A 25354-nucleotide genomic window follows, 5' to 3' on the forward strand; every position below is an offset into this window, starting at 1 on the left:
GGGGCTCCTTGATTGCACGTGTCGAGACTATCATCCTTCGGTCCGGCCGCTATCCCCCTTGTCGCGCCGCTTCGGCCAGTCGATGACGCTGGCACAGTACAGCGCCCACCAGATCAGCACCGGTTGAAACATCAGGCGTGGCCCATGATAGAGCCAGCTGTTGGGGATCGGCGGAAGGTCGATGCCCTCCAGGGCGTGCTTGATGTTCGCCGGCCAGACGCACAGCGCATAGAGCGCAAAGGCCACCCCTGCCCACCAGCGCAGGGGCTTCGTGACCAGCGCGATGGCGCCGGCGATTTCGCAGATGCCGGTGACGAGGACGATTTGCGCCGCGAACGGAACCCAGGACGGCGTAATCGCGAGCAACTTCTCAGGGGCGATGAGATGCGCGACACCGGCCGCGATGTAGAACGCCGCCATGACGAAGCGCATCACCGCGCGTGTTCGGTCGCTTGCGGAAGCCATTGCTCGAACTACCACGCGCAGCGCTGACGCGCCATCGTGCGGCTAGACCGCATCCGCCGGCACGAAGCAGCTGATGATGATGGCGCCGCGGTGGTGGACATACCACACCACCGCCTGGCCGACCGGATTGCCGCGATCGCGGATGACGGCGCGCTCGGGCACCTCCATCCATTGCCCTTCGATCGGAACCCAATAGCTGCCCGCGCGCACGTCGTAGTCGGTGCGATGGCCGTCGGAGATGTCGCAGCAGGGCACGCCGTTCGGCGCGATCACGCTCTTGAACCAGGCACGGATATCGGGCGGGACGTGGTCGTATTGCCCGTTGTCGAACGCGAACGCGGCACTCGTCAGCGCCGTCATCGCGGCCAGCCAAACGCAGAATGCGAGCCTGCGCATGCGATCCTCCGTCGCGTTCCGATTCGTATCGTTGACGCGATTAAGCCCGAGCTGCCAGCGCATTGCATGCTCAAATAATATGCGGCGCGCGAAGCGTCGCGTATGATGCGTTGCGGTATTCGCTATCGCGCATCGAGCGATGCGAGCAGCAATTTCGGCGCGACGTTGCGCCACGCCATCTCGAGCGCGCTCCGCAAGGTCACCGGATCGATCTTCGCCAGCTTCACATTCGTGCTGCCGTTCTTACCCCAGGCGCCGGGCACCGGACGAAACATCTCCGGCTCCGCATCGACGAGCAGGGTCTGTTGATCCGGCGTGAGCTTCACCATGCCCCATGCGTCATCGGGGTAGCCCAGCGTCGCGAACACGCGCTTGCCGACGCGGAAGTCGGTATGGCCGTGATGCGCGCCCTCGATCACGCCAGGAAGCGCGAGCGCGGCCTTGCGAAAGCGCGCTTTCGACATGCTGTTTCCCCGCGCGGGCTACATCGTCCGCTGCGGCGCCGTCTGGAGCAATTGCCGGACCTGCTCGGCGTAGAATTTCGCGTTGCCCGTGGTGCCATGGCCGCGCGTCTCGGTGCTCGCGGGGATGAGATACAGCTTGCCGTTCTTGACCCGCTTCATCGCGGCGTCCGTGATGCCGGTCTCGGGCGGGTTACGTTCGTCGTCGGCTGAGTTGATCAGCAGCAGTGTCGCCTCGATCTGCTCCAGCTTCTCGCCGGCATTGTAATCGTGCGAGGACTCCCACTGGTAGACGAAGTCGTTGGCATCGGCCGTGATCGGCGTTGCCAGCCGGTCGTCGACGATCTTGTCGGCCTTGGCGGCGGTCGGCGCCTGCGATTGATAGGCCAGCGTACCGCCGATGCTGGCGATGCCGTAGGCGGTGGTGGCGTATTTCATCATGCGCGGCTGGCTGGTGTAGTTGCCGCCGTTGTAGTCGGGATCGTTGCGGATGGTGTCGAGCATGATCCGCCGCATCATCCAGTTGCGCGAGGCCATCTCGGTCGGCTGCGAGGCCATCGGAACCAGGACGTCCATCGCCTTCGGATATTTCTCGCCCCAAAGCCAGGTCTGCATGCCGCCCATCGAATTGCCGATGACGAGTCGAAGATGCTTGACGCCGAGGCCTTCCGTTACGAGCCGATATTGGGCCTCGACCATGTCGTCGTAATTGTACTTCGGGAAGCTCGTCTTCATTCCGTCCGACGGCTTCGATGATTTGCCGTGGCCGATATTGTCGGGAATGATGATGTAATATTTGGTGGCGTCGAGCGGTTGCCCCGGGCCGAACAGCTCACCACCGAAGGTAGGCCCCAGCATGCCGGTGCCCGAGCCGCCCGTGCCATGCAGCACCAGCACCGGCTGACCCGAGGGCTCGCCCACCGTGGTGTAATGCAGCTTCAACTCCGGCATGGTCTCGCCGGTGTGGAACTTGAAATCCCTGGCGATCCAGTCGCCCTGCTTGGGGGCCGGATAATCGGCGGCCCATATCGGTGTCGAAAAGGACAGCAGAACAGCCGTCAGCGCGGCAAAGGAAGCCTTCATGTTTCTCTCCCCCGTTGCGGCTCATGGTCGGCGGCCGCGTTGCGGTGGAACTTAACAGAAATGCGGAGAAGGATGTAGGATTTCGACTTCGCCGATCGTCTTCAGGGAAACATCCGAAAGAGAGACCTGCATGTGCCGCAACATCAAGACGCTGTTCAATTTCGAGCCGCCGGCGACGGAGGATGAGATCCATGCCAGCGCGCTGCAATTCGTGCGGAAACTGTCCGGCTTCAACAAGCCGTCGCAGGCCAACGAGGCGGCGTTCGATCGCGCTGTCGCGGAGGTGTCGGAGGCCGCGCGAAAGCTCCTGATCTCGCTGCACACCCATGCGCCAGCGCGTGACCGCGAGGTCGAGGCGGAAAGGGCGAAGGAGCGCTCGCGGCTGCGCTTCGGCTAGCTCCGGCCACGCGTTCCGTGATCTGGCTCACGGTATCGGGCGCCTCGCTCTGCCATGATGTCCGCCGGGGTTTTGACAGCTCGGAGCAGGATCATGAACCGCCCCCTTCTTCCGCTGAAAGCAGGTGCCATCGTCTTCACGCTGCTATGGACCGCATGGATGATGTGGTGGAGCGGCTCGTTCTCGGGCGCCAACGTGATCATCCTGGCCCTGTGCGGCGCGGCGGTCGGTTATCTCTGGTATCGCGCCATGCGCTGGCAGTTCGAGCGCATGGGCATGCTGCCGGGCAAGGATGACGCTTCCGGCGCATCCTAACATTGCTCATGTCCCGGACGCGGTGCGGCGCGCCGCTCCGCTGAGCCGGGACCCAGCAATCTCGCGCGAGCGTTGCGGTGAGATGGGCCCCGGCCCAGCAGCGCAGCATTGCATGCCGCGCTGCGTCCGGGGCACGCGCAAGCCGCTAGTCCTTGTGGTCGTGCTTCTTCTTTTTCTTCTTTTTCTTATGCTCGTCGCCGTCGCCGGCGTCGCTCTCGTCATCGGCCATGGCTTCGTCGGTCTCCCGCACGGCGGCCTCCAGCATCGCGCGCTCGGCGGCCTCCAGCGCTTCGCGTTCGGCGGCTTCGCGCTCGCGCTGGCGGCGGCGCTCGTCCCAGGCGTCGAACAGTTGATCGAGCCAGGGCAGCACCTGCTCGATCGAGGGCAATTGACCGGCCGGTCCCGGCTCGCCGCGCGGGCCTTGCGGCCCAGTCGGTCCCTGGGGCCCGGCAGAGCCCTGGGGTCCTGCGGGTCCCTGCGCGCCGATGGCGCCGCGCGGGCCGGCTTCGCCTTGCTTGCCCTGCGGACCGGGCTTGCCCTGAGGTCCCGCCTTTCCGATCGGACCCGGCTTGCCCTGCGCACCCGGCTTGCCACGCGCGCCATCAGGGCCGCGCCGGCCCGGATGACCCTGCGGCCCCGGCCGTCCCGGTTCGCCCTGCCGTCCGCGCGGACCTTGAGATCCCTGCCGCTTCTGTTCGTCTGCCACGCCGCTGCTCCCTTGACCGGAAGCAAGCTACTTAGCGGCGTTTGACGACAGCAGCAATTCCGCCGGCGCAGCTCATAACGCTTGATCAACATCAATCGGCGGCGCGTGCCGCCATGTCATCGATCTCGCGGCCACAACTCTTGCGAGGAGCGACCGATGCGCGCAGCGTGGAAAATCCTTTGCCTGTTCGCTGCCGTCCTTGCAGCAGCGCTTGGCCTCGCGCACCAGCTGGTACCCGACGTCGTGCCGGTCGCATTCGCCGAGGAGCCGCAGCCGTCATGGGCCGTCATGACGGCCTTCCTCCTCCGCGCGATCGAGCTGATTGCAGCCGCGGTCGTGATGATCGCGCTTGCGGTCATCATTGGCGGACTTGTTCAGCGGCACGTCCTCGGACGCTAATCCTGATAGGCGGGCACCTCGATGCCCGAGGCGGCATAGATCTTGATCTTGTTGCGCAGCGTGCGCACCGACAGGCCGAGCACGCGCGAGGCGCGCGTGCGGTTGCCGTCGCAGCGCGCCAGCGTCTGCAGCACGAGCTCGCGCTCGACCTCGCCGACGGTGGCGCCGATCAGAAGCGGAACGATCTCGTTGGGGGCAAGAAATTGGGCGCCCGGCTCGGACGCAGCGACATGAACAGTGGTCATCAACACACTCCCCGATCAACGCCCGCTTCCATCTTTGGAAGCGGATCGAGAACAAACGACCCCCAAGCCGTAGATCTACGGTGGTCGGGTTTGGTTAATGAAAGGTTAATTCCGCAGCGCCGCACCAGATGACCTCGCGAAAGCCGCGAAGCCGCCGCGATTGGTGCGAGATGCGTGACGATGCGGACCTATCTCGCGTTCTCACACGGTGCGATAGCCGCCGTCCACCATCACGATCGTGCCCGTGACATAGGCCGACAGGTCGGAGGCCAGGAAGACCGCGGGACCCACGATGTCCTCGGGCTTGCCGGTGCGCGCCAGCGGCGTGTGGTCGACGAAGGCCTGCACCAGCGCCGGATTGGTCGCGCGCACATTGGCGTTGATGTTGGTCTCGATGAAGCCCGGCCCGATCGCGTTGACGCGCACGCCCTCCTTGCCGAGCTCGACCGCGAGCGCCTTGGTGAAGCCGAGCACGCCATGCTTCGACGTGGTGTAGGCCGCCGAGCTCGGCGTGCGCAGATGCACGAAGGACTGGATCGAGCCGATATTGACGATGCGGCCTTTGCTCGCACGGAGCGGCGCGAGGAAGGCCTGCGTCACGTTGAAGACGCCGTTGAGGTTGAGCGAGATGATGTCGTTCCAGTCCTTCGCCACCGTCTCGGTCTCCGCGGTGAAGGCGTTGCGGCGGGTGATGCCGGCATTGTTGACGAGGATCGAGACCTGTCCGACCTTGTCGGCGACCTGCCTGGCTAGCGCAAAGCAGTCCTCGCGCCTGGTGACGTCGAGCGCAAAGCTGTCGGCCTTGCCGCCCGCTTTCCGGATCTCGCCGGCGGCCTCCGCGGCGGTGTCGGCGTTGACGTCGAGCAGCACGACTTGCGCGCCCTCGCGGGCATAGCCGGCGGCGATCGCGCGGCCGATGCCGGAACCGGCCCCCGTGACGACGGCGATGTGGTTTGCAAGTAATGCCATGACATTTTCCTCCCGATTTCGTTTCGAAGTTTCGCGAAACGCTAACTCGAAATTAAGGGGTCGGAAACGGCCGCCTTGGCATACTGATCGTCATTGCTAAACGTTGCGCGCATGATGGAACGGCTCGACCCCCGACTCGACTCCTGGAAACTGGCCCTCGAACGCCTGCGGTCGGCGCATCCCGCCGACTTCGCCGAGGCGGGCCGGCTCGTGGCCGAGATCGCGCGGACGAGCACGGATACGATGCTGCGCCAGGCCGCCGAGCAGGCGTTGCCGGTGCTGCGCCAGGCCGTCGACAACAGCGATCACGGCGTCACGGTGGCGGCGCAGCGTCGTCTCGGCGTGGTGCTCGATGTCGTTCATGGCCTCACCGCGCCGCGCTTCGGCCGCCGCAACGCCATGCCGAAAAAGCTGTCGAGCGAGGATCGCGCCCGCCAGATGCTCGGCCTGCCGCTTGCCGGTCAGCTCACCTGCGAGGACATCAACCGGGCCTATCGCCGCGCAGCCAAGGGCATGCATCCCGACCATGGCGGCAGCACGCAGGCCTTCATCGACCTCGCCGCCGCCCGCGACGTCCTGATCCATCCCGGCGCGCACAAGGACGCGTGAGGGCGCTCTACGGCATCCCGCAAAAAGCAGCGGGCAAGGACGCATGCCCGCGTCCTTGCCCGCCTTCGTCCGCCGATCGAGATCTTACCAGCTGCAATGGCCGTTCTTGAGCGCGGCGTCCTTGGCGGCGAGTGCGTCGATGAAGGTCGGCATGCTCGCGCTGGCGCGGTGATAGCCGGCCGGCCACGGCGTGGTCGGGATGCTCTCGTCCCAGATCTGGCAGAAGCCGGTGTCCTGCCAGCGGATCAGGTGATAGCTGGCCTGTGCAGGACTCGCGGCCACGAACGCGGTGACGGCAAGACCGGCGGCAGCGCACAGCACGGAAATACGACGCATGATCGGCTCCTCAAAATGAATGATGTGATGCGCCTCCCGGCAATGACGGGGAGGGGCTGGTGCCGACGCTTGGGGGATGCGCGCCGGACAAGATGTGAGTAGTTCCATGCGCGGATCAGGTTCAAACGACGCACGCAGGACCTTGCTGAAATCGGCCGAACAATGCGGCTGTCCCCGCAAAGGAAAAGGGCGGACCGCTTGCGCGATCCGCCCTCGCATTCCAATATTGTCGCGTCAAGCCTAGAGCGTGCAGCGGCGCTCGGCGCGCATCTTGATCTGCAGGTCGGACGCGGCCTGGAAGGTCGGCAGCGGCTTGCTCACGACCTTGTAGGTCGACACGCCCCACTGGAACGGCTTGTACCTGAGGTCCTCGTTCCAGACCTGGCAGATGCCGGTGTTGTCCCAGCGGATCACGTAATAGCCGACCTTGGCCGAAGCCGGCACGGCGAAGACGGAGGTGGCGATGCCGGCAACGGCACAGAGCGCGAGAACGCGACGCATGAAATATCTCCTGATGGGAACTTGGAAACGAAGGCGATGGGAACGTGAGAGCGGAAGTCGTGCGGCAAAATGGCCCGGCTGGCAAGCCGCCCCGCGACCGTTCACGGACATGTCAGTTGCGGACGCCCGAAAGCTCATCCCTTCGCCAGCGATGCCACCGCCTCGATCTCGATCAGCATCTTCGGATCGGGCAGGGCCTGCACCACGCAGGTGGTGCGCGCCGGATAGGGCGGCGGGCCGAAGGCGCCGGCATAGAGCGCATTCATCGCGGCGACGTCGGAGGCGCGGGTCAGCAGCACGTTGACCTTGGCGAGGTCGCGGACACCGGCGCCGGCCTCGCCCAGCACACGCTTGATGTTGACGACGACATTGGCGAACTGCGCCTCGAAGCCGTCGGGCAGCGCGCCATTGGCATCGAAGCCGGGAATGCCCGAGACGAACAGGAGATCGCCGACGCGGGTGGCAAAGGACAGCGGCGGCGCCTTGACGTTGGGCGGGGGCGCGAAATGCTGGATCGGCATGGGATCACCTCGAAACACGGTCGCGGATGCCGCAAGCGTAGCCGCAGGCGCGCGGGCGCTCAAACCAAAAAGTGCGAAAACAACCCCATGCACAGTAGACATGAGATGGAAATCATTGGACATTTTTTGGCTGCGGAATAGGCGAAACGAGCGGTTGCGCCGTCGGGCAAAACAGGGGGCGAATGGCATGATGCGATTAGTCCGTGCTGTGGCCCCAACTCCGCCGTCATGCCCGGGCTTGTCCCGGGCATCCACGTTCTTGTGCCGGGAGGAAGGCGTGGATGGCCGGGTCGAGCCCGGCCATGACGCTGTGGAGGCACGCGACCCTAAACGCTGACTCCGTTCGAGAGCGCAGTGCCGCACAGGAAAGCTGCTCACCGCGATGCGCACGCCTCATCCCATCATGTTGCCGCCGCGATCCATCAGGTACATTCCCTTCGTCTGATTCGAATTCCCCCAGAAAATAGCCCCCGGAGACTCCCATGAAGCTCGCTACCACCCTTCGCGCCGCGCTGGTCGCCATTGCCGCTCTCGCCGGACTCTCGACCGCGGCGCAGGCCGACAGCGGTTTCGTGACGCTGACGATCTACAAGGCGGGCTGGATCATCGGCGGTTCCGGCGGCTCGGGCGTGCTGAACTTTCGCGGCCGCTCCTATGGGCTCTCGACCGGCGGGCTCGACTACGGCCTGGTGTTCGGCGGATCCAAGACCGTGCTGCGCGGCCGCGTCTCCAACATCAACCGCCCCTCGGACGTCGCCGGTGTCTATGGCGCCGCCGGCGCGGGCCTTGCCGTGGGTGCCGGCGCCCGCGCCATCGTGCTGACCAACCAGAAGGGCGCGGTGCTGGAGCTGTCGGGAACGCAGGTCGGCCTGATGGCGAACGCGGATCTCTCGGGTCTTGCGATCACGATGCGGTAGCGGCGAGGTGCCGTAGGGTGGGCAAGGGCGCGCAAGCGCCGTGCCCACCATTCGGTCTCGGTCCGTAGCCCGCATGAGCGAAGCGACATGCGGGAATAGCGGCCCCGGATGTCGCTTGCGCTCATCCGGGCTACGACTGCGACGACGCGACGAACACCGCAAGCTGCGCCTCGAACGCGCGCCGGAACGCCGGCCGCGCCTCGCCGCGGGCGACATAGGCGGCAATATCGGGATGTTCGTCGAGCAATCCCGACGTGGCCAGCCGCCGCAGCACGGTCACCATCATGAGGTCGCCGGCGCTGAAGGCGCCGTCGAGCCAGTTGGCGCCACCGATGTGGCGGGACAGTTCGCCGAGCCTGACACGGACACGGTCTTGCAGCATCGGCAGGCGCTCCGCGTACCAGCCCTTGTCGCGCTCGAACAGCATCGCCATCGACAGCTCGACGATCGGCGGCTCCACCGTGCTCAGCGCGGCAAACATCCACGCGATCGCGCGGCTCCTCGCGTTCGCGTCCTTCGGCAGTAAACCATCGTGGCTTTCCGCGATGTGCAGCACGATCGCGCCAGACTCGAACAGCGCGAGATCGCCATCCTCATAGGTCGGGATCTGGCCGAACGGATGCAGCGCCAGATGCGCCGGCTGCTTCATCGCCGCGAAAGAGACGAGGCGGACGTCGTAAGCCAGCCCGACCTCCTCGAAGGCCCAGCGCACGCGCATGTCGCGGGCCTGCCCGCGGCCGCGGTCGGGCGAGGATTCGAAGGCGGTGATGGTGGCAGGCATTTGGGACTCCGGATAATCTACGTTCGGCCGGAGGACGAATGACCGGCCTCGATTCCGACAGCCTGCCTGTTTTATTGCGCGGGATCACGCCGATAGTGCGAAACGACGGCCTCTCGCTTGCGGCCATCCTTCGAGACGGCTGCTTCGCAGCCTCCTCAGGATGAGGTCTGTGATGTTCACTGGGATGAGGACTGCGATGCCGGTGACAGCATCGCATGGATCCGCTCGCAATGCGCGACGAGATTTGCGTGCGCGTCGACGAAGGCCTTCAGCGGCGTCGGGATCGGGAAGTAGTGGATGTTGGCGAGGAAGCCGTAGATGCCGGCATCGCAACTCGTCGGTGACGCTCCGTGGACGAAGCCTGCGGCGGGCACCATCTCGGCCAGCACCTTGAGATCGGCAAGGCCCCGCGCATAGGCCTGCTCCGGCGTGTAGCGGCCGATGCCCTGGTAGTGATAGCGCTGCGAATTGTAAGCCTTGGCTTTCTCGAACCCTTCGGCACTGACTTGCGGATGCTGCGCAATAAAACCGTCGCGGAAGGCGGGATAATAGCGATCGTCCTGCCAGCGCGAATAGGACATCACCCAATAGAGATCGTCGAGCATGCGCGTGACGAGATGGTTGGTGCGCCGCTGCGCGGCCGAGAGCGCGGCGTCGATCGTCAGGCGATATTTCGCGATGGCGTGCGCGATGATGGCTTCGCTGTCGCCGATGGTCTCGCCCTCGTCGACGATGTAAGGCAGCTGGCCGCGCGGCGCCGCGGAGGCGTCGAAGATGTGCGCGTGCACGAACGGTACGCCCGCAAGCTTGAAGAAGGCGTAGACCTTGAGGCCGTAGCCGTTGTTGTCGGCGACGCCGAACAGGTCCGGGTAGGAGTAGAGGGTCAGCATGGGCGGGCTCCTCTGTCTTGGCGTGGTATCGCCGCCGTGCCGTTTCTGCAACAGGCAGGCGGATTGTGCGCGGCGTCGTTCGATCGGACGACGCGAGGCGTCCGCCGTTCGCAGTATGGGATTTTGGACAATTGCGACAAGAAGTTTCGACATGCGACGATCATCGACCCGCCGCAAGCGCGGGGTCCTGCAGTGTGGCGCCGCGCTTTCGGCCGCGATTACGCTCGCGCTCGCAGCTCCCGCGCAAGGCGCGGATGTCGCGCTCAAGCCTTTCGCCAAAGCGCCGCCCGTCGCGGTCTCGTCGTGGACCGGCTTCTATGCCGGCCTCGGCCTCGGCTTCCGATCGACGGCCGCCGACCTCACCACCACATCGGTGCTGGAGGATGGCGTTCCCCGTGACATCAGTGACGCCGTCATCAGTCAACCGTTCGATGGCCCGGGTCTTCGCGTCAATCCCTATGCCGGCTTCAATTGGCAAGTGGCACCAAGCTGGGTCCTCGGCGTCGAAGGCGATTTGGGTCTTGGTCGCCAGACCACCATCCTCCAGGGCTTTCGCGCCTCGCCGCGGGCCGGTTCATCCACCTTCCTCGTCGACAGCCTCGCACTCGAGGCCGGGTGGGATGCGAGCCTGCGTGGCCGCGCCGGCTATCTCCTGACGCCATCGACAATGGCCTATGTGACGGGCGGACTCGCCTGGCAGCAATTCGACGTCACCTCGGTTTGCGTCGGCGCCACCTGCAACAATGCGCTGCCCGCGGTTGTGTCGAACTCCGCCATCAAGACGGGGTGGACGCTCGGCGGCGGTATCGAGACCCCGCTGTGGGGCAATTGGCTGCTGCGCGCCGACTATCGCTATGCTGATTTCGGAACCTCGCCCTTCGCCATCGCACGCACGAGAAGCGGCGCGGGGCCCACGCTGACGGTCGACAATTTCGACACCGGGCTGCGGACCCACACGGCGAGCGTCGGCCTCGCCTGGAAGTTCGGCGATCCCCTCAATGGCGGCCGCTCGCATCCGCTGTTCGCGCAGGCCGCGATGCTGCCGTCCTGGACCGGCGCCTATGTCGGTGTTGGTCTCGGTGCGCGCGCCACGCGCACCGACCTGACGGCGACGTCGGAGACGATCGGGGGCTCTGCGTTCGATCTCGCCGAGCGCGCCAACAACCGTCCGATGGACAACACCGGGTTTCGTGCCAGCCCCTACGCCGGCTATCTCTGGCAACTCGCCTCGCAATGGACCGCCGGCGTCGAGGGCGACGTCGGCTTCGCCGACCGCACCACGATGCGCGAGGGCTTTACCAGCATCCATCTCGCCGACTCCCAGGCACCGGGCGAGAGCCTTTCGATCCGCAGCCGCTGGGACGCCTCCTTGCGTGCGCGCGCCGGTTATCTCGTCAACCCCCACACCATGCTCTATGCCACCGCCGGCGCGGCCTGGCAGAACTTCGAGTTGACCTCGACCTGCACCAGTCGCAACTGCAGCGGTTTCTTCGCGCTGTCCTCGCCGATCATCAATTCGTCGACCACGAAGATGGGATGGACGCTCGGCGGCGGCCTGGAGACAGTCGTGTGGGGCAACTGGCTCGCGCGCGCCGAATACCGCTATGCCGACTACGGCAGCGCCGGCTTCACCGTCGCACGGTCGAGCGGCCGACCCGAGTTCGACCCGTCGGTCAACACCTACGACGTCGCGATGCGGACGCATCTGGCGACGTTCGGGGTGACGTATCTGTTTCGGTGAGGGCCTGCGGTCTCGTCGGGTGGGTTAGCCGCCCACAGCTGCGGTCCCTCACCACGGAACGGCCCAAGGCGTGACGAACCAGCTTCTACATCCGCAGCCGCACAAGCGGTGGGTTGCGCCGCGCGCCCGCGCTTCGCGCCGCCGCGCAGCTAACACACCCTACGGACCCCGGTTGATCCACGTCGCTAGCTCCCGCCACGGCTCGATTGACCAACTCCCCGACGCCGCACCCGACGGCGACGGCAGTACGAAGATCTCCGGCAAGCTCGCATCGCGCCTCTGCCGCCCCAGCGCAATCGCGGTCGACGGCCGGCCGTAAAACAAGCTCGCCGCCTTCTTGCTCGTGAACGCAATCGTGCGCGGCCGGTACGTCTCCATCTTCGCCCTGAACCCCGCCACGTCGATCGTCTCCGCCGCGATCTGGTGATCCATCCCCGCGCCCGTCTTGGAGAGATCGGTGAAGCCGATCCCAAGCTCTATCAGCGAAGCGAACTCGCTCGGCTGATAGCGCCGCGGCGTGATCCCGGCCTCATGGATCGCCCGCCAGAAGCGGTTACCGGAATGGGCGTAGTAGTGCCCGAGCTCGGCGGAGCGCGTCGAGGCGGCGGTGCCGACGAAGACGAGGCGGAGGTTGGGGCGGAGCTGGTCGGGGAGGCGGTGGGGTATGGGGGCGGGCAAGTCGATTGTCAGTAGATCTATCGCAGGGAAGGTTCAACTCGGTGGCTGTTACTATTTCCGACCTCTCTCAAGAGACAGAGCGCCCACCAAAGGCTCATCGTAGTGACCGATGAAGTTCCCAAATAGCGTTCCGCCACTTGCGTCCAACTTTAGAATTACGCTTCCAAATTGTCGTCTGACGGCCTGAGAGCTTTGATAGTCCAGCATGAGTTGGTCTGGTTGATAGAAGCCGCCTTGAATGAACAAGTCTCCATCCGTGTCGTTTCCAGAGCGGACCACGCCTCTGATCAATTTGGAATCAAGCCAATAAGGCAAATTCCAAAATCTGTACCGGTAGAATTCTATTTCGATCGATTCCGCAGGCTGCTTCGGCTTTATGTACCTCAATTCGCCTCGCCAGCGCCCGACAATGTCTCGCGACTTCTCAAGTTTAAGAAAACGTCGGTTTTCTATCCATCCTTTTGTTGCGGCTCCAAAGACTGCACTTACGAGAGGAAGTAAAATGTATTTTCCCCATAGGGCAATAATGTCGATGGTTGTCATTGCGCGTCCTTGGTTTTCGTCGGCTCAGCTCTAATTTCTCTTAGTCCTCTTGGGCGGTTTCCTCCCGCAGCTCCGCAAGAGTCTTGCCGTTGTGTTTCCAGTACTGGGGCCCCTGTATGGCCGCCCATCCAAGCCCCTTTTCGTGAGCAACTAGGAGCGCCGAGCTTGAAAGGCTGTGTTCCTCTCCACGAAATTCAACCCAGCGGTCATTCTTAACTCTGCATGTTATGTTGTCGTCAAAAACGGATTGCAATTCTGTGCCGGGCTTGATGCCTATCAGAGAGAAGCGAAAGTTGGCTCTTCGCTTTCGCTCTTCGTTCAAGGCTTCTTGATCGTCGGCCTCGCTCAGTATCTCTTGTCCGGGAGTTACGTTCTTCTGGCAGAGTAGCTCGACAATCGCTTTAGGCTTATCCGGCGAAATCCGAAAGAACTCACGACTCTTGCGAATGCGATTGTCGCCGAAAGCTTCATGGATAGCTTTCTCAACCTTCCAAGGTTCTGCGACCTGAGCTGCATAGAAGCATTCAAACGGCAATGGGACTGAAGTGTTATCTAGGCCTCTTACCCGATCTTCAATGTCGCCTTCGGTTATACCGATCTTGATGATGCCAGGCATCGCTACGTTCGTTAGGATGTAAATTACTCCGACCATCTCATCCCATCCCCAAACGGCGTTTAGCGTCGCAAAATACTAGCTTCAACGCATCTGCAACCATAGGGCGAAGATAATCTCGATGCCCCCTGCATTGCAACGAAAAAGGGGCGATCTGTCGATCGCCCCTTTCATGATTGGAGTGCGACTTTCGTCAGCCTCACAACACCCGATTACTCTCCTTCACCTTCTCCGCATCCAGATAAACGCTTGAGCCCATTTCCTTGAACTTCGCGCTCATCTGCTTCATCCCATCCTCGGCCGTCCCGCTCATCGACATCCCCACCGCCGCCGGATCGTTCAGCGTCGCCGCGTAATCCCGCACGTCCTGCGTGATCTTCATCGAGCAGAACTTCGGTCCGCACATCGAGCAGAAATGCGCGACCTTGTGAGCTTCCTTGGGCAGGGTCTCGTCGTGGAAGTTCTTGGCCGTGTCGGGGTCGAGGCCGAGGTTGAACTGGTCGCTCCAGCGGAAGTCGAAACGGGCGCGGGAGAGGGCGTCGTCGCGCAGTTGCGCGGCGGGGTGGCCCTTGGCGAGATCGCTGGCGTGGGCGGCGATCTTGTAGGTGATGACGCCGACCTTGACGTCGTTGCGGTCGGGCAGGCCGAGATGCTCCTTCGGCGTGACGTAGCAGAGCATGGCGCAGCCGAACCAGCCGATCATGGCCGCACCGATCCCTGAGGTGATGTGGTCATAGCCCGGCGCGATGTCGGTGGTCAGGGGCCCGAGCGTGTAGAACGGGGCTTCACCGCATTCCTTGAGCTGCTTGTCCATGTTGATCTTGATCTTGTGCATCGGCACGTGGCCGGGGCCTTCGATCATGACCTGGCAGCCCTTGTCCCACGCGATCTTGGTGAGCTCGCCGAGCGTCTCCAGCTCCGCGAACTGCGCGCGGTCGTTGGCGTCCGCGATCGAGCCCGGACGGAGGCCGTCGCCGAGCGAGAACGAGACGTCATACTTGCGCATGAGGTCGCAGATCTCGTCGAAATGCGTGTAGAGGAAGCTCTCCTTGTGATGCGCCAGGCACCACTTCGCCATGATCGAGCCGCCTCTGGAGACGATGCCGGTGACGCGGCTGGCGGTGAGGTGGATGTAGGACAGGCGCACGCCGGCGTGGATGGTGAAATAGTCGACGCCCTGCTCGCACTGCTCGATCAGGGTGTCCTTGTAGAGCTCCCAGGTCAGCTTGACGGGGTCGCCGTTGCACTTCTCCAGTGCCTGATAAATGGGGACGGTGCCGATCGGCACTGGCGAGTTGCGCAAAATCCATTCGCGGGTGGTGTGGATGTTGCGGCCCGTCGAGAGGTCCATCACGGTGTCGGCGCCCCAGCGGATCGCCCACACCATCTTCTCGACTTCTTCCTCGACCGACGAGGTCACCGCCGAGTTGCCGATATTGGCGTTGATCTTGGTCAGGAAGTTGCGGCCGATGATCATCGGCTCGAGCTCGGAGTGGTTGATGTTGCAGGGGATGATGGCGCGGCCGCGCGCGATCTCGTCGCGGACGAACTCCGGGGTGATGAAGGCGGGCACGGAGGCGCCGAAGCTTTCGCCGTCGGCAAGGGCGGCTTCCGCGCGATCGAGCTGCTGCTTGCGGCCGAGGTTCTCGCGGGCAGCGACGTAGATCATCTCCTTGGTGACGATGCCGGCGCGGGCGAATTCGAGCTGCGTGATCTTGTGGCCGTCGAGGCCGCGCAGCGGCTGGTGATAGGCCGAGAAGGCGCGCGCGGCGTTGTCGGTGGAGACGCTGCCGTTGTCCTCCGGCTTGATCTGGCGGCCCTGATATTCCTCGACGCCGCCGCGCTCCAGCACCCATTGCTTGCGGCCGCGCGCAAGGCCGGCATTGACGTCGATGGTGACGGAGGGGTCGGTGTAGGGGCCCGAGGTGTCGTACACAGGGAGGTTCGGCTCGCCCGCGCCTTCGGACAGGATGATCTCGCGCAGCGGCACGCGCAGATCGGGCGCGGCGTCGGGGGAGGCGAAGATCTTTCGCGAGGAGGGCAGCGGGCCGGTGGTGACGGCGGGGACGGTTTTTTCGGGATTGGAGCGGATGTTCATGGGATCCTCCGGTTTAATTCGTTGGTTTCGCCGCGCGTGCGTCAATTACAGCTGTCATTCCCGCGAAGGCGGGAATCCAGTACGCCGCGGCGTCGCGGTAAGAACCGTGAAGCCGCGGCGTACTGGATCGCCCGGTCAAGCCGGGCGATGACAGTTGGGTGTGGAGTGAGAGCGCCGTGCGCATCACGCCGTCTCCTTCAGGCCGAGCCATTGCCGGACCCGGGCATCGGGGTCGGCGTTCTGGGTGACGTCGGACACGACCGCGATCGAATCCGCACCCGCCGCAAAGATCTCCGCGGCGTGCTCGAACTTGATGCCGCCGATCGCGACCAGCGGGATGGGGCCGATGCGCTTCTTCCAATCGGTGATCTTCGGAATGCCTTGCGGCTCGAAGCGCATCGATTTGAGCGTGGTGAAGAAAATTGGTCCGAGCGCGACGTAATCGGGCTTGGCCTTGAGCGCGGTCTCCAGCTCGGCATCGTCATGCGTGGAGACGCCGAGCGAGAGGCCGGCCTCGCGGATGGCGCCGAGATCGGCCTCCGCGAGATCCTCCTGGCCGAGATGCAAATATTTTGCGCCCGCGACGATCGCCGCGCGCCAATAGTCGTTCACGACCAGCTTGGCTTGCGTGTCCTTGGTGATCGCCAGCGCGTCGCTGACGATCTGCAGCGCATCGGCGTCGTTGAGCGCCTTGGCGCGCAGCTGGATGGTGCCGACGCCAAGCTTGGTCAGACGCTCGACCCATTTGAGGCTGTCGACGACGGGATAGAAGCGATCAGGATACGGCATGCCAGAACGGGGTCCCAACGACAGGGGTGGAGGGGGAGGCGAAGTCGCGGGCGTTCATCAGCCCGGCCTCGAAGGCGGTGCGGCCGGCCTCGATACCCAAGCGGAAGGCTTTTGCCATCGCGACGGGATCGGCGGCCTTTGCAATTGCGGTGTTGAGCAGCACGGCGTCATAGCCGAGCTCCAGCGCCTGCGCGGCGTGGCTGGGCGCGCCCAGGCCGGCATCGACCACCAGCGTGATGTCGGGCAGCCGGTCGCGCATCAGCATCAAGGCATCGCGATTGGTGATGCCCTTCGCGCTGCCGATCGGAGCGGCCCACGGCATCACGACCTTGCAGCCGGCATCGACCAGGCGGTTGGCGACCGAGAGATCCTCGGTGCAATAGGGGAACACTTCAAAGCCGTCCTTGATCAGGATGGTGGCGGCTTCGACGAGGCCAACGACGTCGGGCTGCAGCGTGTCGTTGTCGGCGATGACTTCGAGCTTGATCCAGGACGTCCCGAACAATTCGCGCGCGAGCTTGGCGGTGGTCACGGCTTCGCGCACGCTGCGGCAGCCGGCGGTGTTCGGCAGCACGGTGACGTCGAGCTCGCGGATCAGCTTCCAGAACGCATCGCCCGACTTGCCGCCGGCGGATTCGCGCCGCAGCGACACCGTGACGATGTTCGAGCCTGAGGCGCGGATCGCGGACTGCATGATCGCAGGCGAGGGATAGAGCGCGCTGCCGATGAGCAGGCGGGAAGAGAAGGATTTGCCGTAGAAGGTCACCATGGCTTCAATTTCCTTGCAGGCAACAAGCGCGGACCGTCATCCTGAGGTGCGCGCTCTTGCGCGCCTCGAAGGATGACAGCTGCGGGCGCGGCCATCCTTCGAGGCGAGCCGAAGACGGCTCGCACCTCAGGATGACGGCGGAGTTCGTGGTGAGAGACAGCATCCATCCTCACCCTCCCTGCCGCGGCGTGATGATCTCGATCTCGTCGCCGGCCTTCAGGCTGGTCTCGGCCCAGCGGCTTTTCGGCACGACGTCGTAGTTCAGCGCGATGGCGAAATGGGTGCCCTCGTAGTCGAGCTCGGAGAGCAGCGCGTCGACGCTGGCCGAGTTCACCTCGCGCTGCTCACCGTTGACGATCACAAGCACTGCATCACCTCGTTGTCGATCTGGCCGCGCTCGACATAGTTGAGCGTCAGCTCGGCGAGCGCGGGCGCGATCAGGAAGCCGTGGCGATAGAGGCCGTTGACGGTGATCCTGCGGCCGCGAATGCCGATGCGCGGCAGATTGTCGGGAAAAGCGGGACGAAGCCCGGAGCCGAATTCGACGATGCGGGCTTCGCCGAAGGCGGGGTGCACCGCGTAAGCCGCGCCCAGCAGCTCCAGCGCGGAGCGGACGCTGACGCCGGTGTCCTCGGTCTCGATCGAGGTCGCGCCCAGCATGAACAGATTGTCCTCGCGCGGGATCACGTAGAGCGGCCAGCGCGGATGCATCAGCCGCACCGGGCGGGCGAGCTGCACCTCACTGGTCTCGATCAGGATCATCTCGCCCTTGACGCCGCGCAGCTCCGGCTGCTCGTCGCGGGCGCCGAGGCCGCGGCAGTCGATGACGATGCCGTCAGAGTCTTTTGCGAGATCGTTCGCCGTGACGTCGCTGCAGAACTTGATGGTGCCGCCGGCGGCGCGGATGCGCTCGTGCAGCTGCGGCAGCACGCGGCGTGGCTCGACATGGCCCTCGGCCGGGAAGAACAGCGCATCGCGGAAGCGGCCCTCCAGCGACGGCTCGAGCTCGGCAAGGCCGGCGGCGTCGAGCCGGCGGTGATCCTCGGTCATGCGCGCAAAGCGCTCGAAGTCGTTGCGCTCGCGCGGATGGGCGACCACGAGCGAGCCGTTGAAAGGCGTGTCGGGCAGCTCGCGCCGCCAGACCTCGAGCGAGCGCAGCCCCAGGCGGCTGATGATGGGTTCGGCGACCTCGGCCTCGCAATAGGGCGCGAGCATGCCGCCCGCCCAATGGCTGGTGGAATCCGTCATCGCCTCGTCACCGCGCTCGTGCAAGGTCACGGCATGGCCGGCCTGTGCGAACAACAGGGCCTGCCAGGCTCCCGCGATGCCTGCGCCGATGATGGATACCGGTGAATCCGGTCGCTTGGTCGTTTGCAACATCCCTGTCCCTTCGCCGGCATGACCCGGATCAGGTTCAAAGGGTCACCGCGGTCCTGGGCGTTATTGCCCATTTAGCGGTATCTCAGCTCCTCCTCGGAGCACCCCTCGGAACGGCTCTAATGTAGGACAGCGGGGCGGGGTGGTCAACGCGTGTTGCGGGGAACCTCGCCGCCCTGCCCCGGACGCGATGCAGCGCGCCGCCCCTCGGCGGCGTGGTGCGTCGCAGAGCCGGGGCCCATGCCTTAGTATGGGATGCTGGAGTATGGGATGCTGGGTCCCGGCTCTGCGCAGCAGCGTTGCACGCTGCAGCGCGTCCGGGACACGAGACGTTACTTCATCGCCTGCGCCCGCGCATTGCGGACGCGCTGGGCCAGCTTGCGGTGCGGCGCATTGCCGAACATCGGCTGCGGATTGCCGTTCGGCTCGAGCCAAAGTTGGCCCATGCCGCCTTGACCCATGCCGCTCTGGCCCATGTCGCCCATCGTGGCGACCTGCACGGCCTCCTGCCGCTGGCGCTTGGCGGCATAATAATAGCCGCCGGCGAAATAGCGCACGGCGCGGGCGTGATCGCCATTGGCGGCGCGATAGGCGCCGGCGAGGTATTTCACGGCATAAGTGAGATTGGTGTTGGGATCGCGTAAGCCGGCGGCATCGCCGGTGTAGCCGACGCCGCGGGCGGTCGCGAGCTTGATCTGCATCAGCCCGATGGTGCCGCCATGGCCGACGAGGCCGGGCTGATAGCGGCTCTCGCGCATGATCACGCGATGTACCAGCGCCTCCGGAACGCCGTTGGCGCGGGCATGGGCCGCGACCATCTCGGCATATTCGGCCTGACCTGCGAAGGCGGCCTGCGGCAATGTCAGCCCGGCCGCGAGCAGCGCGGCAATGCGTAAAATCTTCATAAGATAATCCTGAGGCCCTTGAGTGACCTGCGCCCGGCTGCCGATAGGCCTCCGGAACGCGGCGATGATGTGACCAAACGCCGCCGTTAACGATTTTGCAGCGCAGAGCCGCTGTTACGACTCAATGCCGGCGTACAGGTTCCCTCAGGGCGGACCACTCGCGGCAGCATGACTGTCTATTCGCGCAGGCGCGCGAAAGCGAGTAGGAAGCGGCTAGCAAATCGGGAGAGGTGCCATGACAAAAGCAATCCTCAGCGAGACCCCCAGGCAAAACCCCTGTGCCCAATGCGGCACGCCGATCCCGCAGCCCGACTGGATCGAGCCGGGCGAGGGGCGCGTCAGCTATCTCTGGACCTGCCACGCCTGCAACTACCGCTTCGAGGCGGTGGCCATCTTCGACGAGGTCGCCGTCGAGCATCCGCCGCTCGCGGCGTAAGCGGCGGTTCTAAGTCGGTATCTCAGGCCGCAAGCCGGGGCTGCTGCCACAGCGGCAATTGCATCCGCACGATCAGTCCGTGGGGCTCGCGGTCGTGCAGCGACAGCTCGCCGCCATGGGCGACCGCGATCGCGCGCGCGATCGACAGGCCGAGGCCGAAGCCGGTGGACTCGTCCATGGTGCGCGCGTCGTCGCCGCGCACGAACGGCTCCAGCATCTCCTGCTTGCGCGCATCCGAAATGCCGGGACCGTCGTCCTCGACGTCGATGACGAACGTGGTGCCGGAGACGTCGAGGCGGATCGTCACCTCGGCGCCGAAGCGCACGGCGTTCTCGACGAGGTTGGTGACGCCGCGATGCAGATCGTCGGGCCGCGCGGCGGCGGTCGCGGAGGCCGGCCCGTCGTAATGCACGACATGGCCCATGTCGCCGAACTGGTCGGCGACGAGCTGCAGCGTGCTGGCGATGTCCACCAGCGTAACGGCTTCGATCTTGCGGTCGTTGCGCAGCAGCGACAGCACGCTTTCCAGCATCGCGCGCATCTGGTCGAGATCCATCAGCATGCGCTTGCGGTTGCCCTCGTCCTCGATGAACTCGGCGCGCAGGCGCAGCCGCGTGATCGGCGTGCGCAAATCGTGGCTGATCGCGGCCAGCATCCGCGTGCGATCCGACATCAGCCGCGCGATCCGCTCATGCATGCGGTTGAGCGCGCGCGCGACCGAGCGGATCTCCTCGGGGCCGCGCTCGGGCAGCGGCTCGGCGCCGCCGTCGAGACTAAAATTCTCGGCCGCCTTGGCGAAGGACGACAGCGGAGCCGCCAGCGCGCGCGCCGCCCACAGGCCGAGCACGGTGACGCAGATGAACGCGCTCATCAGCGCCATCAGCCAGGGGCCGCCCCAAAACCATTGTCGCGGCCCGCCATCGACATGTGCTGATATCATGGTGCCGTCGGGCAATTCGACGCCGACGCGGGATTCGCCGCCGCCAGGGGCGAGCTGAACCGCCTTGTATCCGCGCCCGAGATGACGGCGCATCGCGCGCAGATGCTGATTGTCGCTCTCCTCGACGCTCGCGGTGCCGGGCGCGAGCATCTCGATGCCGAGCTTTGGAAAGGCGCGCGCGAGATCGGCGAGCAGGCGCGGACGCTCGCTCGCCTCGGCCGAGCCGAGCAGCAGCGCGGCGTCGGTCAATTGATGCGCGCCGTCCGGCGGCGTGTCGGGGCGGTCCGGCCGGCTGATCAGGAAGGCGGTGGTGACGACGAGGTGGAGCGCGACGGTCGAAGCCAGCACCAGCGCGGCGATCTGCCCGCCGATCCCCTTGAGGTGAAAGAACCCGAACGGCCTCATCGTCGGCGTCCCCGTCAATTGCTCAGGGGCGCCGCAACCGCTTCAGTGCCAGCTGCCTGGGTGCTTGCCGCCTGCGAGCCTGCGACTTGAGTTCGCGGCGTGAACAGATAGCCGCCGGAACGCACCGTCTTGATCAGGGTGGGATCGGCCGGGTTCGGCTCGATCTTGCGGCGGATACGGCTGACCAGCACGTCGATGGAGCGCTCGAACGAGCCGGTGTTGCGCCCCTGGGTGAGGTCGAGCAGGCTGTCGCGCGACAGCACGCGGCCGGGCCGTTCGCAGAAGGTGCGGAGCAGATCGAACTCGGCGCTGGTCACCGCGACGCGCGCGCCTTCGGGATTGCGCAGCTCGCGCAGCCGCAGGTCGATGTGCCAGCCCTCGAAGGTGAGCGCGGAGGCGCCCTCGATCGAGCTTGCGGCTTGCGCCGCGGCCTGGCGGCGCAGCACCGCGTTGATGCGAGCGAGCAGCTCGCGCGGGTTGAAGGGTTTCGGCAGATAATCGTCCGCGCCCATCTCGAGGCCGACGATGCGGTCGACGTCCTCGCCGCGCGCGGTCAGCATGATGATCGGCGTCTGTGACTCGGCACGCACCTTGCGGCACAGGCTGAGGCCGTCCTCGCCGGGCAGCATGACGTCGAGGATGATGAGGTCGACGCGGTGATCGGACATGGCGCGCGACATCTCGCGGCCGTCGCTCACGGCGGTGACGTTGCAGGCGTTGTTGCGCAGGTACTTCGCAATCAACGTCCGGGTTTCGCGGTCGTCTTCGACGACCAGGATGTTGGGATTGGGAATGGCCATGCGCTTTGTTTGTCCAAGATTCGGGCCAAATGGCGAAGATTTTTGTTTCGGATTGTTTCTGCCCGGCGTCCCGCAACAGACGGCAATCGCACCGTTGCGGAACGGCAAGGTATCGTTAAGGCCGTTAACCATACCGTGGCGTGGGCGGCAGTGAAACCCCGCAAAAACCACGGAGCCATCATGACCTCGATCTCGGCGGCCTCCGCCGGCAATATCCAGTCGCCGCTGCAGCGGCTGCAGCAGGAATTACAATCGCAGGTGTCCGCCGGCACGGTCTCGTCGTCGGACCAGTCCGCGCTCTCGACCGCGCTGACCGACATCGACACCGCGCTCCAGCAGAGCCGGTCGAGCGACCAGTCGAGCGGCACGCGTCCCTCCAAGGAGGACATGCAGTCGAAGATCGACGACCTGATCTCGAACGAGGTGTCGAACGGGACGCTGACCTCCGACCAGGCCGACGAGCTCAAGGGCGTGTTTCAGTCGGCCTTCGCGAACGGTCCGGGTGGCGCGGGCGGTCCCGGCGGGCCAGGCGGCGCGGGCGGGCCTCCGCCCGGTCCGCCACCGGACGACAGCTCTTCGGATTCGGCGTCCTCGACGGACACGACCAGCAGCACCTCCAGCGACCAGACCACGGCCGAGATCCTGCAGCAGTTCCTCCAGGCCTTGCAGCAATCGCAATCCTCGTCATCGTCCTACGGCGCCAACGGCAGCTCGTCCGGCAAGTCCGATTTCTCCGCGCTTTTGATCGACTACAAGAGCTGACCTGAACCATCAGGGTCGGCGCGGTCCTCGCCGCGATCGTGCTTCACCCAGGGCGCACGATCGTCGGCGGGGAACCGTGCGGCGCAGAATGTTACTGAGTGACGCAGGAACACTCGCGCGAAATTCTGCGCGCGCGCATCGCGCGACGAAATTGCGGCGCGCAAGGAACCGCGCGTGATCAGCGCTGTTTTCTCCACACGAGTTTTTTGTGAAGGAGAGGACAACATGATGATGAAATCGATCGCCGCCGGCCTCGCCGGTACTGCACTGCTTGCCACCGTTGCGTTTGCACAATCCCCGACCGCCACCACCGACAAGGCGCCGACCGCGGCCACCGCCACGACGACGACCACGACGGCGTCCGGTCAATGGCGTACCTCGAAGATGGACGGCCTGAAGATCTACAACGACGCCAATGAGAACATCGGCACGATCAACGACCTGCTGATGGACAAGAATGGTGACATCAAGATCGCCGTGATCGGCGTCGGCGGCTTCCTCGGCATGGGCGAGCATCTCGTCGCCGTGCCCTATGAGAAGCTGAAGTTCGTCAACGAGGCCGTGGCCTACACCGGCACCGGCGCGAAGCCGGCGACGACCACCACCACGACCGGCGCTGCGACCGGCACCGCCGACACCAAGCCCGCTGCGACCACGACGTCGTCCACTTCGAAATGGTACCCGGACCACGCCGTGTTCAACGCCAGCAAGGACGAGCTGAAGAACATGCCCGAGTTCAAGTATTCGGAGTAACGCGGCTCGCCTGACGGCCTAAACGACGTGCGCCCGGTTTTCACCGGGCGCATTGTCGTGCTTGTTGGGCTGCCGTCATTGCGAGGAGCCAGCGACAAAATTGCGAAGCAATTTTGCGCCGGCGACGAAGCAATCCAGAGCTATCTCCGCGGGTGCATTTCTGGATTGCTTAGCTACGCTCGCAATGACGGAACCTAGTGCGTCACCAGCGGGCAGCCGCCCTTGTCGAGCGGACGGAAGGCCTCGTCGCCGGGCACGGTGGCGATCAGCTTGTAGAGGTCCCACTCGCCCTTGGATTCCTCGGGCTTCTTGACCTCGAACAGATACATGTCGTGCACCATGCGGCCGTCGATGCGGATCTTGCCGTTCTTGGCGAAGAAATCGTTGATCGGCGTCTTGCGCATCTGCTCCATCACCTTCGGCGCTTCGTCCGACTTGATGGCTTCGATCGCCTTCAGATAGTGCATGGTCGCCGAATAGAGGCCGGCCTGGATCATGGTCGGCATGTGGCCGACCTTCTCGTTGAAGCGCTTGGAGAAGGCGCGGGTCTCCTCGTTCATATCCCAGTAGAAGGCGTCGGTGACGATCAGGCCCTGCGTCGCCTTGATGCCGAGCGAATGCGTGTCGGTGATCTCCTGCAGAAGCGCGATCATCTTCTGGCCGCCCTGGGTCAGGCCGAACTCGGCCGCCTGCTTCAGCGCGTTGGTGGTGTCGCCGCCGGCGTTCGCCAGCGCAACCACCTTGGCCTTGGAGGCCTGGGCCTGCAGCAGGAAGGACGAGAAGTCCGAGGAGTTGAGGGGATGGCGGACCTCGCCGAGCACCTTGCCGCCGCTCTCCTTGACGACGTTGGCGGCGTCGCGCTGCAGCGCCATGCCGAAGGCGTAGTCGGCGGTGACGAAGAACCAGGTGTCCTCGCCGCGCTTCACCATTGCCTTGCCGGCGACGTTCGACAGCGCATAGGTGTCGTAGGTCCAGTGCACCGTGTTCGGCGAGCATTGCGCGCCGGTGATGTCGGACGAGCCGCCGCCGGAGTTGATGTTGACCTTGTTCTTCTCGCGGGTCAGCGCGGAAATCGGCAGCGCCACCGAGGAGGTCGGTACGTCGAGGATCGCGTCGACCTTGTCGTTGTCGTACCAGTTGCGGGCGATGTTGACGCCGACGTCGGGCTTGTTCTGGTGGTCGGCAGCAACGATCTGGACCGGGACCCCGGCGACCTTGCCGCCGTAATCGGCGACGGCCATCTCGACAGCGGCGAGCGAGCCCTTGCCGGTCGCGTCCGCATAGAGGCTCGACATGTCCGTGAGCACGCCGAGCTTGACGACATTGTCGGAAATCTGGGCCTGCGCCGCGCCTGACGTCGCGGCAAGGGCAAGGCCGGCCGCAACCGCGGCGATGAGTTTTTGCATGTTGTTTCTCCCTGTGTGTTGTTGTTTGGGCTTTGTTTGCGGGGACCGTTGTAGCGACAAACGGTCGCGGCAGCTAAGCGATGCGCGCCGTAGCGGAATGCAAAAAGAGAAGGGGCGGCCGGTGTTCCCTCTCCCCTTGTGGGAGAGGATGGCTCGCCGCATAGCGGCGAGACGGGTGAGGGGTTTCTCTCTAAGAGTGCAACTCTCACTGAATGCGTCGATAGATACCCCTCATCCGGCGCTTCGCGCCACCTTCTCCCACAAGGGGAGAAGGAAGAAGAGTGTCCAGACCGGATAGATAGGTAACAAAGTAGACCGGATGGATGGGTGACAGTTCTCTGTCGGCTG

Annotated in this window: 34 protein-coding genes and 1 riboswitch; of the genes, 9 read left to right on the plus strand and 25 right to left on the minus strand. The window is 64.8% G+C overall.

The window, feature by feature from the left end; all coding sequences use genetic code 11:
• Positions 1–30: 30 nt before the first annotated feature.
• The 4 genes from QRQ56_RS28860 to QRQ56_RS28875 form a co-directional block, all read right to left on the minus strand.
• Complete coding sequence (locus QRQ56_RS28860; RefSeq protein WP_438744570.1) at positions 31–432, minus strand: DoxX family protein; 402 nt, start codon at positions 430–432, stop codon at positions 31–33.
• 75 nt (positions 433–507) lie between these two features.
• Entirely contained in the window at positions 508–861 is a 354-nt protein-coding gene (locus tag QRQ56_RS28865; protein WP_438744571.1) for a hypothetical protein, read from the minus strand.
• A 122-nt stretch (positions 862–983) separates the two neighbouring features.
• Positions 984–1325 (minus strand): MmcQ/YjbR family DNA-binding protein, encoded by a 342-nt coding sequence (locus QRQ56_RS28870; protein WP_438744572.1) that lies wholly within the window; start codon positions 1323–1325, stop codon positions 984–986.
• Between the two features lie 18 nt (positions 1326–1343).
• Complete coding sequence (locus QRQ56_RS28875) at positions 1344–2405, minus strand: alpha/beta fold hydrolase (protein ID WP_438744573.1); 1062 nt, start codon at positions 2403–2405, stop codon at positions 1344–1346.
• A gap of 130 nt (positions 2406–2535) precedes the next feature.
• On the opposite strand from QRQ56_RS28875, the gene QRQ56_RS28880 reads away from it, so the two are divergent.
• Both QRQ56_RS28880 and QRQ56_RS28885 read left to right on the plus strand, forming a co-directional pair.
• Positions 2536–2802, plus strand: a complete 267-nt coding sequence (locus QRQ56_RS28880; RefSeq protein WP_438744574.1) for a DUF2277 domain-containing protein — start codon at positions 2536–2538, stop codon at positions 2800–2802.
• A 93-nt stretch (positions 2803–2895) separates the two neighbouring features.
• The gene (locus tag QRQ56_RS28885; protein WP_438744575.1) at positions 2896–3117 is read left to right on the plus strand and encodes a hypothetical protein; all 222 of its coding nucleotides are present in this window, start codon (positions 2896–2898) and stop codon (positions 3115–3117) included.
• A gap of 145 nt (positions 3118–3262) precedes the next feature.
• Here QRQ56_RS28885 and QRQ56_RS28890 read toward each other — a convergent pair whose 3' ends face one another.
• Positions 3263–3823, minus strand: coding sequence for a collagen-like protein (locus QRQ56_RS28890; protein WP_438744576.1), 561 nt, complete (start codon positions 3821–3823; stop codon positions 3263–3265).
• Between the two features lie 156 nt (positions 3824–3979).
• Between QRQ56_RS28890 and QRQ56_RS28895 the strand changes: the two genes are divergently transcribed.
• Positions 3980–4222 carry a hypothetical protein gene (locus tag QRQ56_RS28895; protein ID WP_438744577.1) on the plus strand — a complete coding sequence of 81 codons (243 nt, stop codon included), beginning with the start codon at positions 3980–3982 and terminating at the stop codon, positions 4220–4222.
• Here QRQ56_RS28895 and QRQ56_RS28900 read toward each other — a convergent pair.
• Positions 4219–4467 carry a helix-turn-helix domain-containing protein gene (locus QRQ56_RS28900; RefSeq protein WP_438744578.1) on the minus strand — a complete coding sequence of 83 codons (249 nt, stop codon included), beginning with the start codon at positions 4465–4467 and terminating at the stop codon, positions 4219–4221. The genes QRQ56_RS28895 and QRQ56_RS28900 overlap by 4 nt on opposite strands.
• A 201-nt stretch (positions 4468–4668) precedes the next feature.
• Positions 4669–5436, minus strand: coding sequence for an SDR family NAD(P)-dependent oxidoreductase (locus tag QRQ56_RS28905; protein WP_438744579.1), 768 nt, complete (start codon positions 5434–5436; stop codon positions 4669–4671).
• A 111-nt stretch (positions 5437–5547) separates the two neighbouring features.
• Between QRQ56_RS28905 and QRQ56_RS28910 the strand changes: the two genes are divergently transcribed.
• Positions 5548–6045, plus strand: coding sequence for a J domain-containing protein (locus QRQ56_RS28910; protein ID WP_438744580.1), 498 nt, complete (start codon positions 5548–5550; stop codon positions 6043–6045).
• Between the two features lie 84 nt (positions 6046–6129).
• On the opposite strand, the gene QRQ56_RS28915 is transcribed toward QRQ56_RS28910, so the two are convergent.
• From QRQ56_RS28915 to QRQ56_RS28925, 3 genes are all read right to left on the minus strand, one after another.
• Positions 6130–6381 carry a hypothetical protein gene (locus QRQ56_RS28915; RefSeq protein WP_438744581.1) on the minus strand — a complete coding sequence of 84 codons (252 nt, stop codon included), beginning with the start codon at positions 6379–6381 and terminating at the stop codon, positions 6130–6132.
• 240 nt (positions 6382–6621) lie between these two features.
• Complete coding sequence (locus tag QRQ56_RS28920; protein WP_438744582.1) at positions 6622–6882, minus strand: hypothetical protein; 261 nt, start codon at positions 6880–6882, stop codon at positions 6622–6624.
• Between the two features lie 134 nt (positions 6883–7016).
• Positions 7017–7403, minus strand: a complete 387-nt coding sequence (locus QRQ56_RS28925; protein WP_438744583.1) for a RidA family protein — start codon at positions 7401–7403, stop codon at positions 7017–7019.
• Positions 7404–7885: 482 nt separating this feature from the next.
• On the opposite strand from QRQ56_RS28925, the gene QRQ56_RS28930 reads away from it, so the two are divergent.
• Positions 7886–8320: a hypothetical protein gene (locus tag QRQ56_RS28930; protein ID WP_438744584.1), complete on the plus strand. Its 435-nt coding sequence runs from the start codon at positions 7886–7888 to the stop codon at positions 8318–8320.
• 130 nt (positions 8321–8450) lie between these two features.
• Here the strand turns inward: QRQ56_RS28930 and QRQ56_RS28935 are convergent, their stop codons facing one another.
• Together QRQ56_RS28935 and QRQ56_RS28940 are read right to left on the minus strand one after the other, a co-directional pair.
• A complete protein-coding gene (locus QRQ56_RS28935) occupies positions 8451–9101 on the minus strand; it encodes a glutathione S-transferase family protein (RefSeq protein WP_438744585.1) in 651 nt (216 codons plus the stop codon).
• A gap of 176 nt (positions 9102–9277) precedes the next feature.
• On the minus strand, positions 9278–9991 hold the full coding sequence (locus tag QRQ56_RS28940) for a glutathione S-transferase family protein (protein WP_438744586.1): 714 nt from the start codon (positions 9989–9991) through the stop codon (positions 9278–9280).
• 151 nt (positions 9992–10142) lie between these two features.
• Between QRQ56_RS28940 and QRQ56_RS28945 the strand changes: the two genes are divergently transcribed.
• Positions 10143–11732 (plus strand): outer membrane protein, encoded by a 1590-nt coding sequence (locus QRQ56_RS28945; protein WP_438744587.1) that lies wholly within the window; start codon positions 10143–10145, stop codon positions 11730–11732.
• A 159-nt stretch (positions 11733–11891) separates the two neighbouring features.
• Here QRQ56_RS28945 and QRQ56_RS28950 read toward each other — a convergent pair whose 3' ends face one another.
• From QRQ56_RS28950 to QRQ56_RS28990, 9 genes are all read right to left on the minus strand, one after another.
• Complete coding sequence (locus tag QRQ56_RS28950; protein ID WP_438744588.1) at positions 11892–12410, minus strand: mismatch-specific DNA-glycosylase; 519 nt, start codon at positions 12408–12410, stop codon at positions 11892–11894.
• Between the two features lie 51 nt (positions 12411–12461).
• On the minus strand, positions 12462–12953 hold the full coding sequence (locus QRQ56_RS28955) for a hypothetical protein (protein WP_438744589.1): 492 nt from the start codon (positions 12951–12953) through the stop codon (positions 12462–12464).
• A 40-nt stretch (positions 12954–12993) separates the two neighbouring features.
• Complete coding sequence (locus tag QRQ56_RS28960) at positions 12994–13605, minus strand: GIY-YIG nuclease family protein (protein ID WP_438744590.1); 612 nt, start codon at positions 13603–13605, stop codon at positions 12994–12996.
• Between the two features lie 160 nt (positions 13606–13765).
• Positions 13766–15664: a phosphomethylpyrimidine synthase ThiC gene (gene thiC, locus QRQ56_RS28965; protein WP_438744591.1), complete on the minus strand. Its 1899-nt coding sequence runs from the start codon at positions 15662–15664 to the stop codon at positions 13766–13768.
• A gap of 183 nt (positions 15665–15847) precedes the next feature.
• On the minus strand, positions 15848–16453 hold the full coding sequence (locus QRQ56_RS28970; RefSeq protein ID WP_438744592.1) for a thiamine phosphate synthase: 606 nt from the start codon (positions 16451–16453) through the stop codon (positions 15848–15850).
• Positions 16440–17222 carry a thiazole synthase gene (locus tag QRQ56_RS28975; RefSeq protein WP_438744594.1) on the minus strand — a complete coding sequence of 261 codons (783 nt, stop codon included), beginning with the start codon at positions 17220–17222 and terminating at the stop codon, positions 16440–16442. The genes QRQ56_RS28970 and QRQ56_RS28975 overlap by 14 nt, the downstream gene beginning before the upstream one ends.
• Before the next feature lie 169 nt (positions 17223–17391).
• Complete coding sequence (gene thiS, locus QRQ56_RS28980) at positions 17392–17589, minus strand: sulfur carrier protein ThiS (RefSeq protein WP_438744595.1); 198 nt, start codon at positions 17587–17589, stop codon at positions 17392–17394.
• Positions 17580–18602, minus strand: coding sequence for an FAD-dependent oxidoreductase (locus tag QRQ56_RS28985; RefSeq protein WP_438744596.1), 1023 nt, complete (start codon positions 18600–18602; stop codon positions 17580–17582). The genes thiS and QRQ56_RS28985 overlap by 10 nt, the downstream gene beginning before the upstream one ends.
• Positions 18590–18718: riboswitch (TPP riboswitch) on the minus strand. It overlaps the preceding gene by 13 nt.
• A 213-nt stretch (positions 18719–18931) precedes the next feature.
• Positions 18932–19504 carry a transglycosylase SLT domain-containing protein gene (locus tag QRQ56_RS28990; RefSeq protein ID WP_438744597.1) on the minus strand — a complete coding sequence of 191 codons (573 nt, stop codon included), beginning with the start codon at positions 19502–19504 and terminating at the stop codon, positions 18932–18934.
• A 235-nt stretch (positions 19505–19739) separates the two neighbouring features.
• On the opposite strand from QRQ56_RS28990, the gene QRQ56_RS28995 reads away from it, so the two are divergent.
• Positions 19740–19940: a hypothetical protein gene (locus QRQ56_RS28995; protein WP_438744598.1), complete on the plus strand. Its 201-nt coding sequence runs from the start codon at positions 19740–19742 to the stop codon at positions 19938–19940.
• A 22-nt stretch (positions 19941–19962) separates the two neighbouring features.
• On the opposite strand, the gene QRQ56_RS29000 is transcribed toward QRQ56_RS28995, so the two are convergent.
• Entirely contained in the window at positions 19963–21285 is a 1323-nt protein-coding gene (locus tag QRQ56_RS29000; RefSeq protein ID WP_438744599.1) for an ATP-binding protein, read from the minus strand.
• A gap of 14 nt (positions 21286–21299) precedes the next feature.
• Positions 21300–22085 (minus strand): response regulator, encoded by a 786-nt coding sequence (locus QRQ56_RS29005; RefSeq protein ID WP_438744600.1) that lies wholly within the window; start codon positions 22083–22085, stop codon positions 21300–21302.
• Between the two features lie 180 nt (positions 22086–22265).
• On the opposite strand from QRQ56_RS29005, the gene QRQ56_RS29010 reads away from it, so the two are divergent.
• Complete coding sequence (locus tag QRQ56_RS29010; RefSeq protein ID WP_438744601.1) at positions 22266–22847, plus strand: hypothetical protein; 582 nt, start codon at positions 22266–22268, stop codon at positions 22845–22847.
• Here QRQ56_RS29010 and QRQ56_RS29015 read toward each other — a convergent pair.
• Positions 22835–23074, minus strand: a complete 240-nt coding sequence (locus tag QRQ56_RS29015) for a hypothetical protein (RefSeq protein WP_438744602.1) — start codon at positions 23072–23074, stop codon at positions 22835–22837. The genes QRQ56_RS29010 and QRQ56_RS29015 overlap by 13 nt on opposite strands.
• On the opposite strand from QRQ56_RS29015, the gene QRQ56_RS29020 reads away from it, so the two are divergent.
• Complete coding sequence (locus QRQ56_RS29020; RefSeq protein ID WP_438744603.1) at positions 23073–23600, plus strand: PRC-barrel domain-containing protein; 528 nt, start codon at positions 23073–23075, stop codon at positions 23598–23600. The two genes, QRQ56_RS29015 and QRQ56_RS29020, sit on opposite strands and share 2 nt — an antisense overlap.
• Before the next feature lie 194 nt (positions 23601–23794).
• Here QRQ56_RS29020 and QRQ56_RS29025 read toward each other — a convergent pair whose 3' ends face one another.
• Positions 23795–25006 (minus strand): ABC transporter substrate-binding protein, encoded by a 1212-nt coding sequence (locus QRQ56_RS29025; RefSeq protein ID WP_438744604.1) that lies wholly within the window; start codon positions 25004–25006, stop codon positions 23795–23797.
• Positions 25007–25354 lie beyond the last annotated feature (348 nt).

Origin of the sequence: Bradyrhizobium sp. U531 (genome assembly GCF_051710265.1) — a bacterium.
Classification (GTDB): Bacteria; Pseudomonadota; Alphaproteobacteria; order Rhizobiales; family Xanthobacteraceae; genus Bradyrhizobium.

Bases quoted from the DNA above. Each gene is read 5' to 3' on its own strand.
- QRQ56_RS28860 (WP_438744570.1), bottom strand. From the start codon at position 432: ATGCGCTTCGTCATGGCGGCGTTCTACATCGCGGCCGGTGTCGCGCAT.
- QRQ56_RS28865 (WP_438744571.1), bottom strand. From the start codon at position 861: ATGCGCAGGCTCGCATTCTGCGTTTGGCTGGCCGCGATGACGGCGCTG.
- QRQ56_RS28870 (WP_438744572.1), bottom strand. From the start codon at position 1,325: ATGTCGAAAGCGCGCTTTCGCAAGGCCGCGCTCGCGCTTCCTGGCGTG.
- QRQ56_RS28875 (WP_438744573.1), bottom strand. From the start codon at position 2,405: ATGAAGGCTTCCTTTGCCGCGCTGACGGCTGTTCTGCTGTCCTTTTCG.
- QRQ56_RS28880 (WP_438744574.1), top strand. From the start codon at position 2,536: ATGTGCCGCAACATCAAGACGCTGTTCAATTTCGAGCCGCCGGCGACG.
- QRQ56_RS28885 (WP_438744575.1), top strand. From the start codon at position 2,896: ATGAACCGCCCCCTTCTTCCGCTGAAAGCAGGTGCCATCGTCTTCACG.
- QRQ56_RS28895 (WP_438744577.1), top strand. From the start codon at position 3,980: ATGCGCGCAGCGTGGAAAATCCTTTGCCTGTTCGCTGCCGTCCTTGCA.
- QRQ56_RS28900 (WP_438744578.1), bottom strand. From the start codon at position 4,467: ATGACCACTGTTCATGTCGCTGCGTCCGAGCCGGGCGCCCAATTTCTT.
- QRQ56_RS28905 (WP_438744579.1), bottom strand. From the start codon at position 5,436: ATGGCATTACTTGCAAACCACATCGCCGTCGTCACGGGGGCCGGTTCC.
- QRQ56_RS28910 (WP_438744580.1), top strand. From the start codon at position 5,548: ATGATGGAACGGCTCGACCCCCGACTCGACTCCTGGAAACTGGCCCTC.
- QRQ56_RS28915 (WP_438744581.1), bottom strand. From the start codon at position 6,381: ATGCGTCGTATTTCCGTGCTGTGCGCTGCCGCCGGTCTTGCCGTCACC.
- QRQ56_RS28920 (WP_438744582.1), bottom strand. From the start codon at position 6,882: ATGCGTCGCGTTCTCGCGCTCTGTGCCGTTGCCGGCATCGCCACCTCC.
- QRQ56_RS28925 (WP_438744583.1), bottom strand. From the start codon at position 7,403: ATGCCGATCCAGCATTTCGCGCCCCCGCCCAACGTCAAGGCGCCGCCG.
- QRQ56_RS28930 (WP_438744584.1), top strand. From the start codon at position 7,886: ATGAAGCTCGCTACCACCCTTCGCGCCGCGCTGGTCGCCATTGCCGCT.
- QRQ56_RS28935 (WP_438744585.1), bottom strand. From the start codon at position 9,101: ATGCCTGCCACCATCACCGCCTTCGAATCCTCGCCCGACCGCGGCCGC.
- QRQ56_RS28940 (WP_438744586.1), bottom strand. From the start codon at position 9,991: ATGCTGACCCTCTACTCCTACCCGGACCTGTTCGGCGTCGCCGACAAC.
- QRQ56_RS28945 (WP_438744587.1), top strand. From the start codon at position 10,143: ATGCGACGATCATCGACCCGCCGCAAGCGCGGGGTCCTGCAGTGTGGC.
- QRQ56_RS28955 (WP_438744589.1), bottom strand. From the start codon at position 12,953: ATGACAACCATCGACATTATTGCCCTATGGGGAAAATACATTTTACTT.
- QRQ56_RS28960 (WP_438744590.1), bottom strand. From the start codon at position 13,605: ATGGTCGGAGTAATTTACATCCTAACGAACGTAGCGATGCCTGGCATC.
- thiC (WP_438744591.1), bottom strand. From the start codon at position 15,664: ATGAACATCCGCTCCAATCCCGAAAAAACCGTCCCCGCCGTCACCACC.
- QRQ56_RS28970 (WP_438744592.1), bottom strand. From the start codon at position 16,453: ATGCCGTATCCTGATCGCTTCTATCCCGTCGTCGACAGCCTCAAATGG.
- QRQ56_RS28975 (WP_438744594.1), bottom strand. From the start codon at position 17,222: ATGGTGACCTTCTACGGCAAATCCTTCTCTTCCCGCCTGCTCATCGGC.
- QRQ56_RS28985 (WP_438744596.1), bottom strand. From the start codon at position 18,602: ATGTTGCAAACGACCAAGCGACCGGATTCACCGGTATCCATCATCGGC.
- QRQ56_RS28990 (WP_438744597.1), bottom strand. From the start codon at position 19,504: ATGAAGATTTTACGCATTGCCGCGCTGCTCGCGGCCGGGCTGACATTG.
- QRQ56_RS28995 (WP_438744598.1), top strand. From the start codon at position 19,740: ATGACAAAAGCAATCCTCAGCGAGACCCCCAGGCAAAACCCCTGTGCC.
- QRQ56_RS29000 (WP_438744599.1), bottom strand. From the start codon at position 21,285: ATGAGGCCGTTCGGGTTCTTTCACCTCAAGGGGATCGGCGGGCAGATC.
- QRQ56_RS29005 (WP_438744600.1), bottom strand. From the start codon at position 22,085: ATGGCCATTCCCAATCCCAACATCCTGGTCGTCGAAGACGACCGCGAA.
- QRQ56_RS29010 (WP_438744601.1), top strand. From the start codon at position 22,266: ATGACCTCGATCTCGGCGGCCTCCGCCGGCAATATCCAGTCGCCGCTG.
- QRQ56_RS29020 (WP_438744603.1), top strand. From the start codon at position 23,073: ATGATGATGAAATCGATCGCCGCCGGCCTCGCCGGTACTGCACTGCTT.
- QRQ56_RS29015 (WP_438744602.1), bottom strand. From the start codon at position 23,074: ATGTTGTCCTCTCCTTCACAAAAAACTCGTGTGGAGAAAACAGCGCTG.
- QRQ56_RS29025 (WP_438744604.1), bottom strand. From the start codon at position 25,006: ATGCAAAAACTCATCGCCGCGGTTGCGGCCGGCCTTGCCCTTGCCGCG.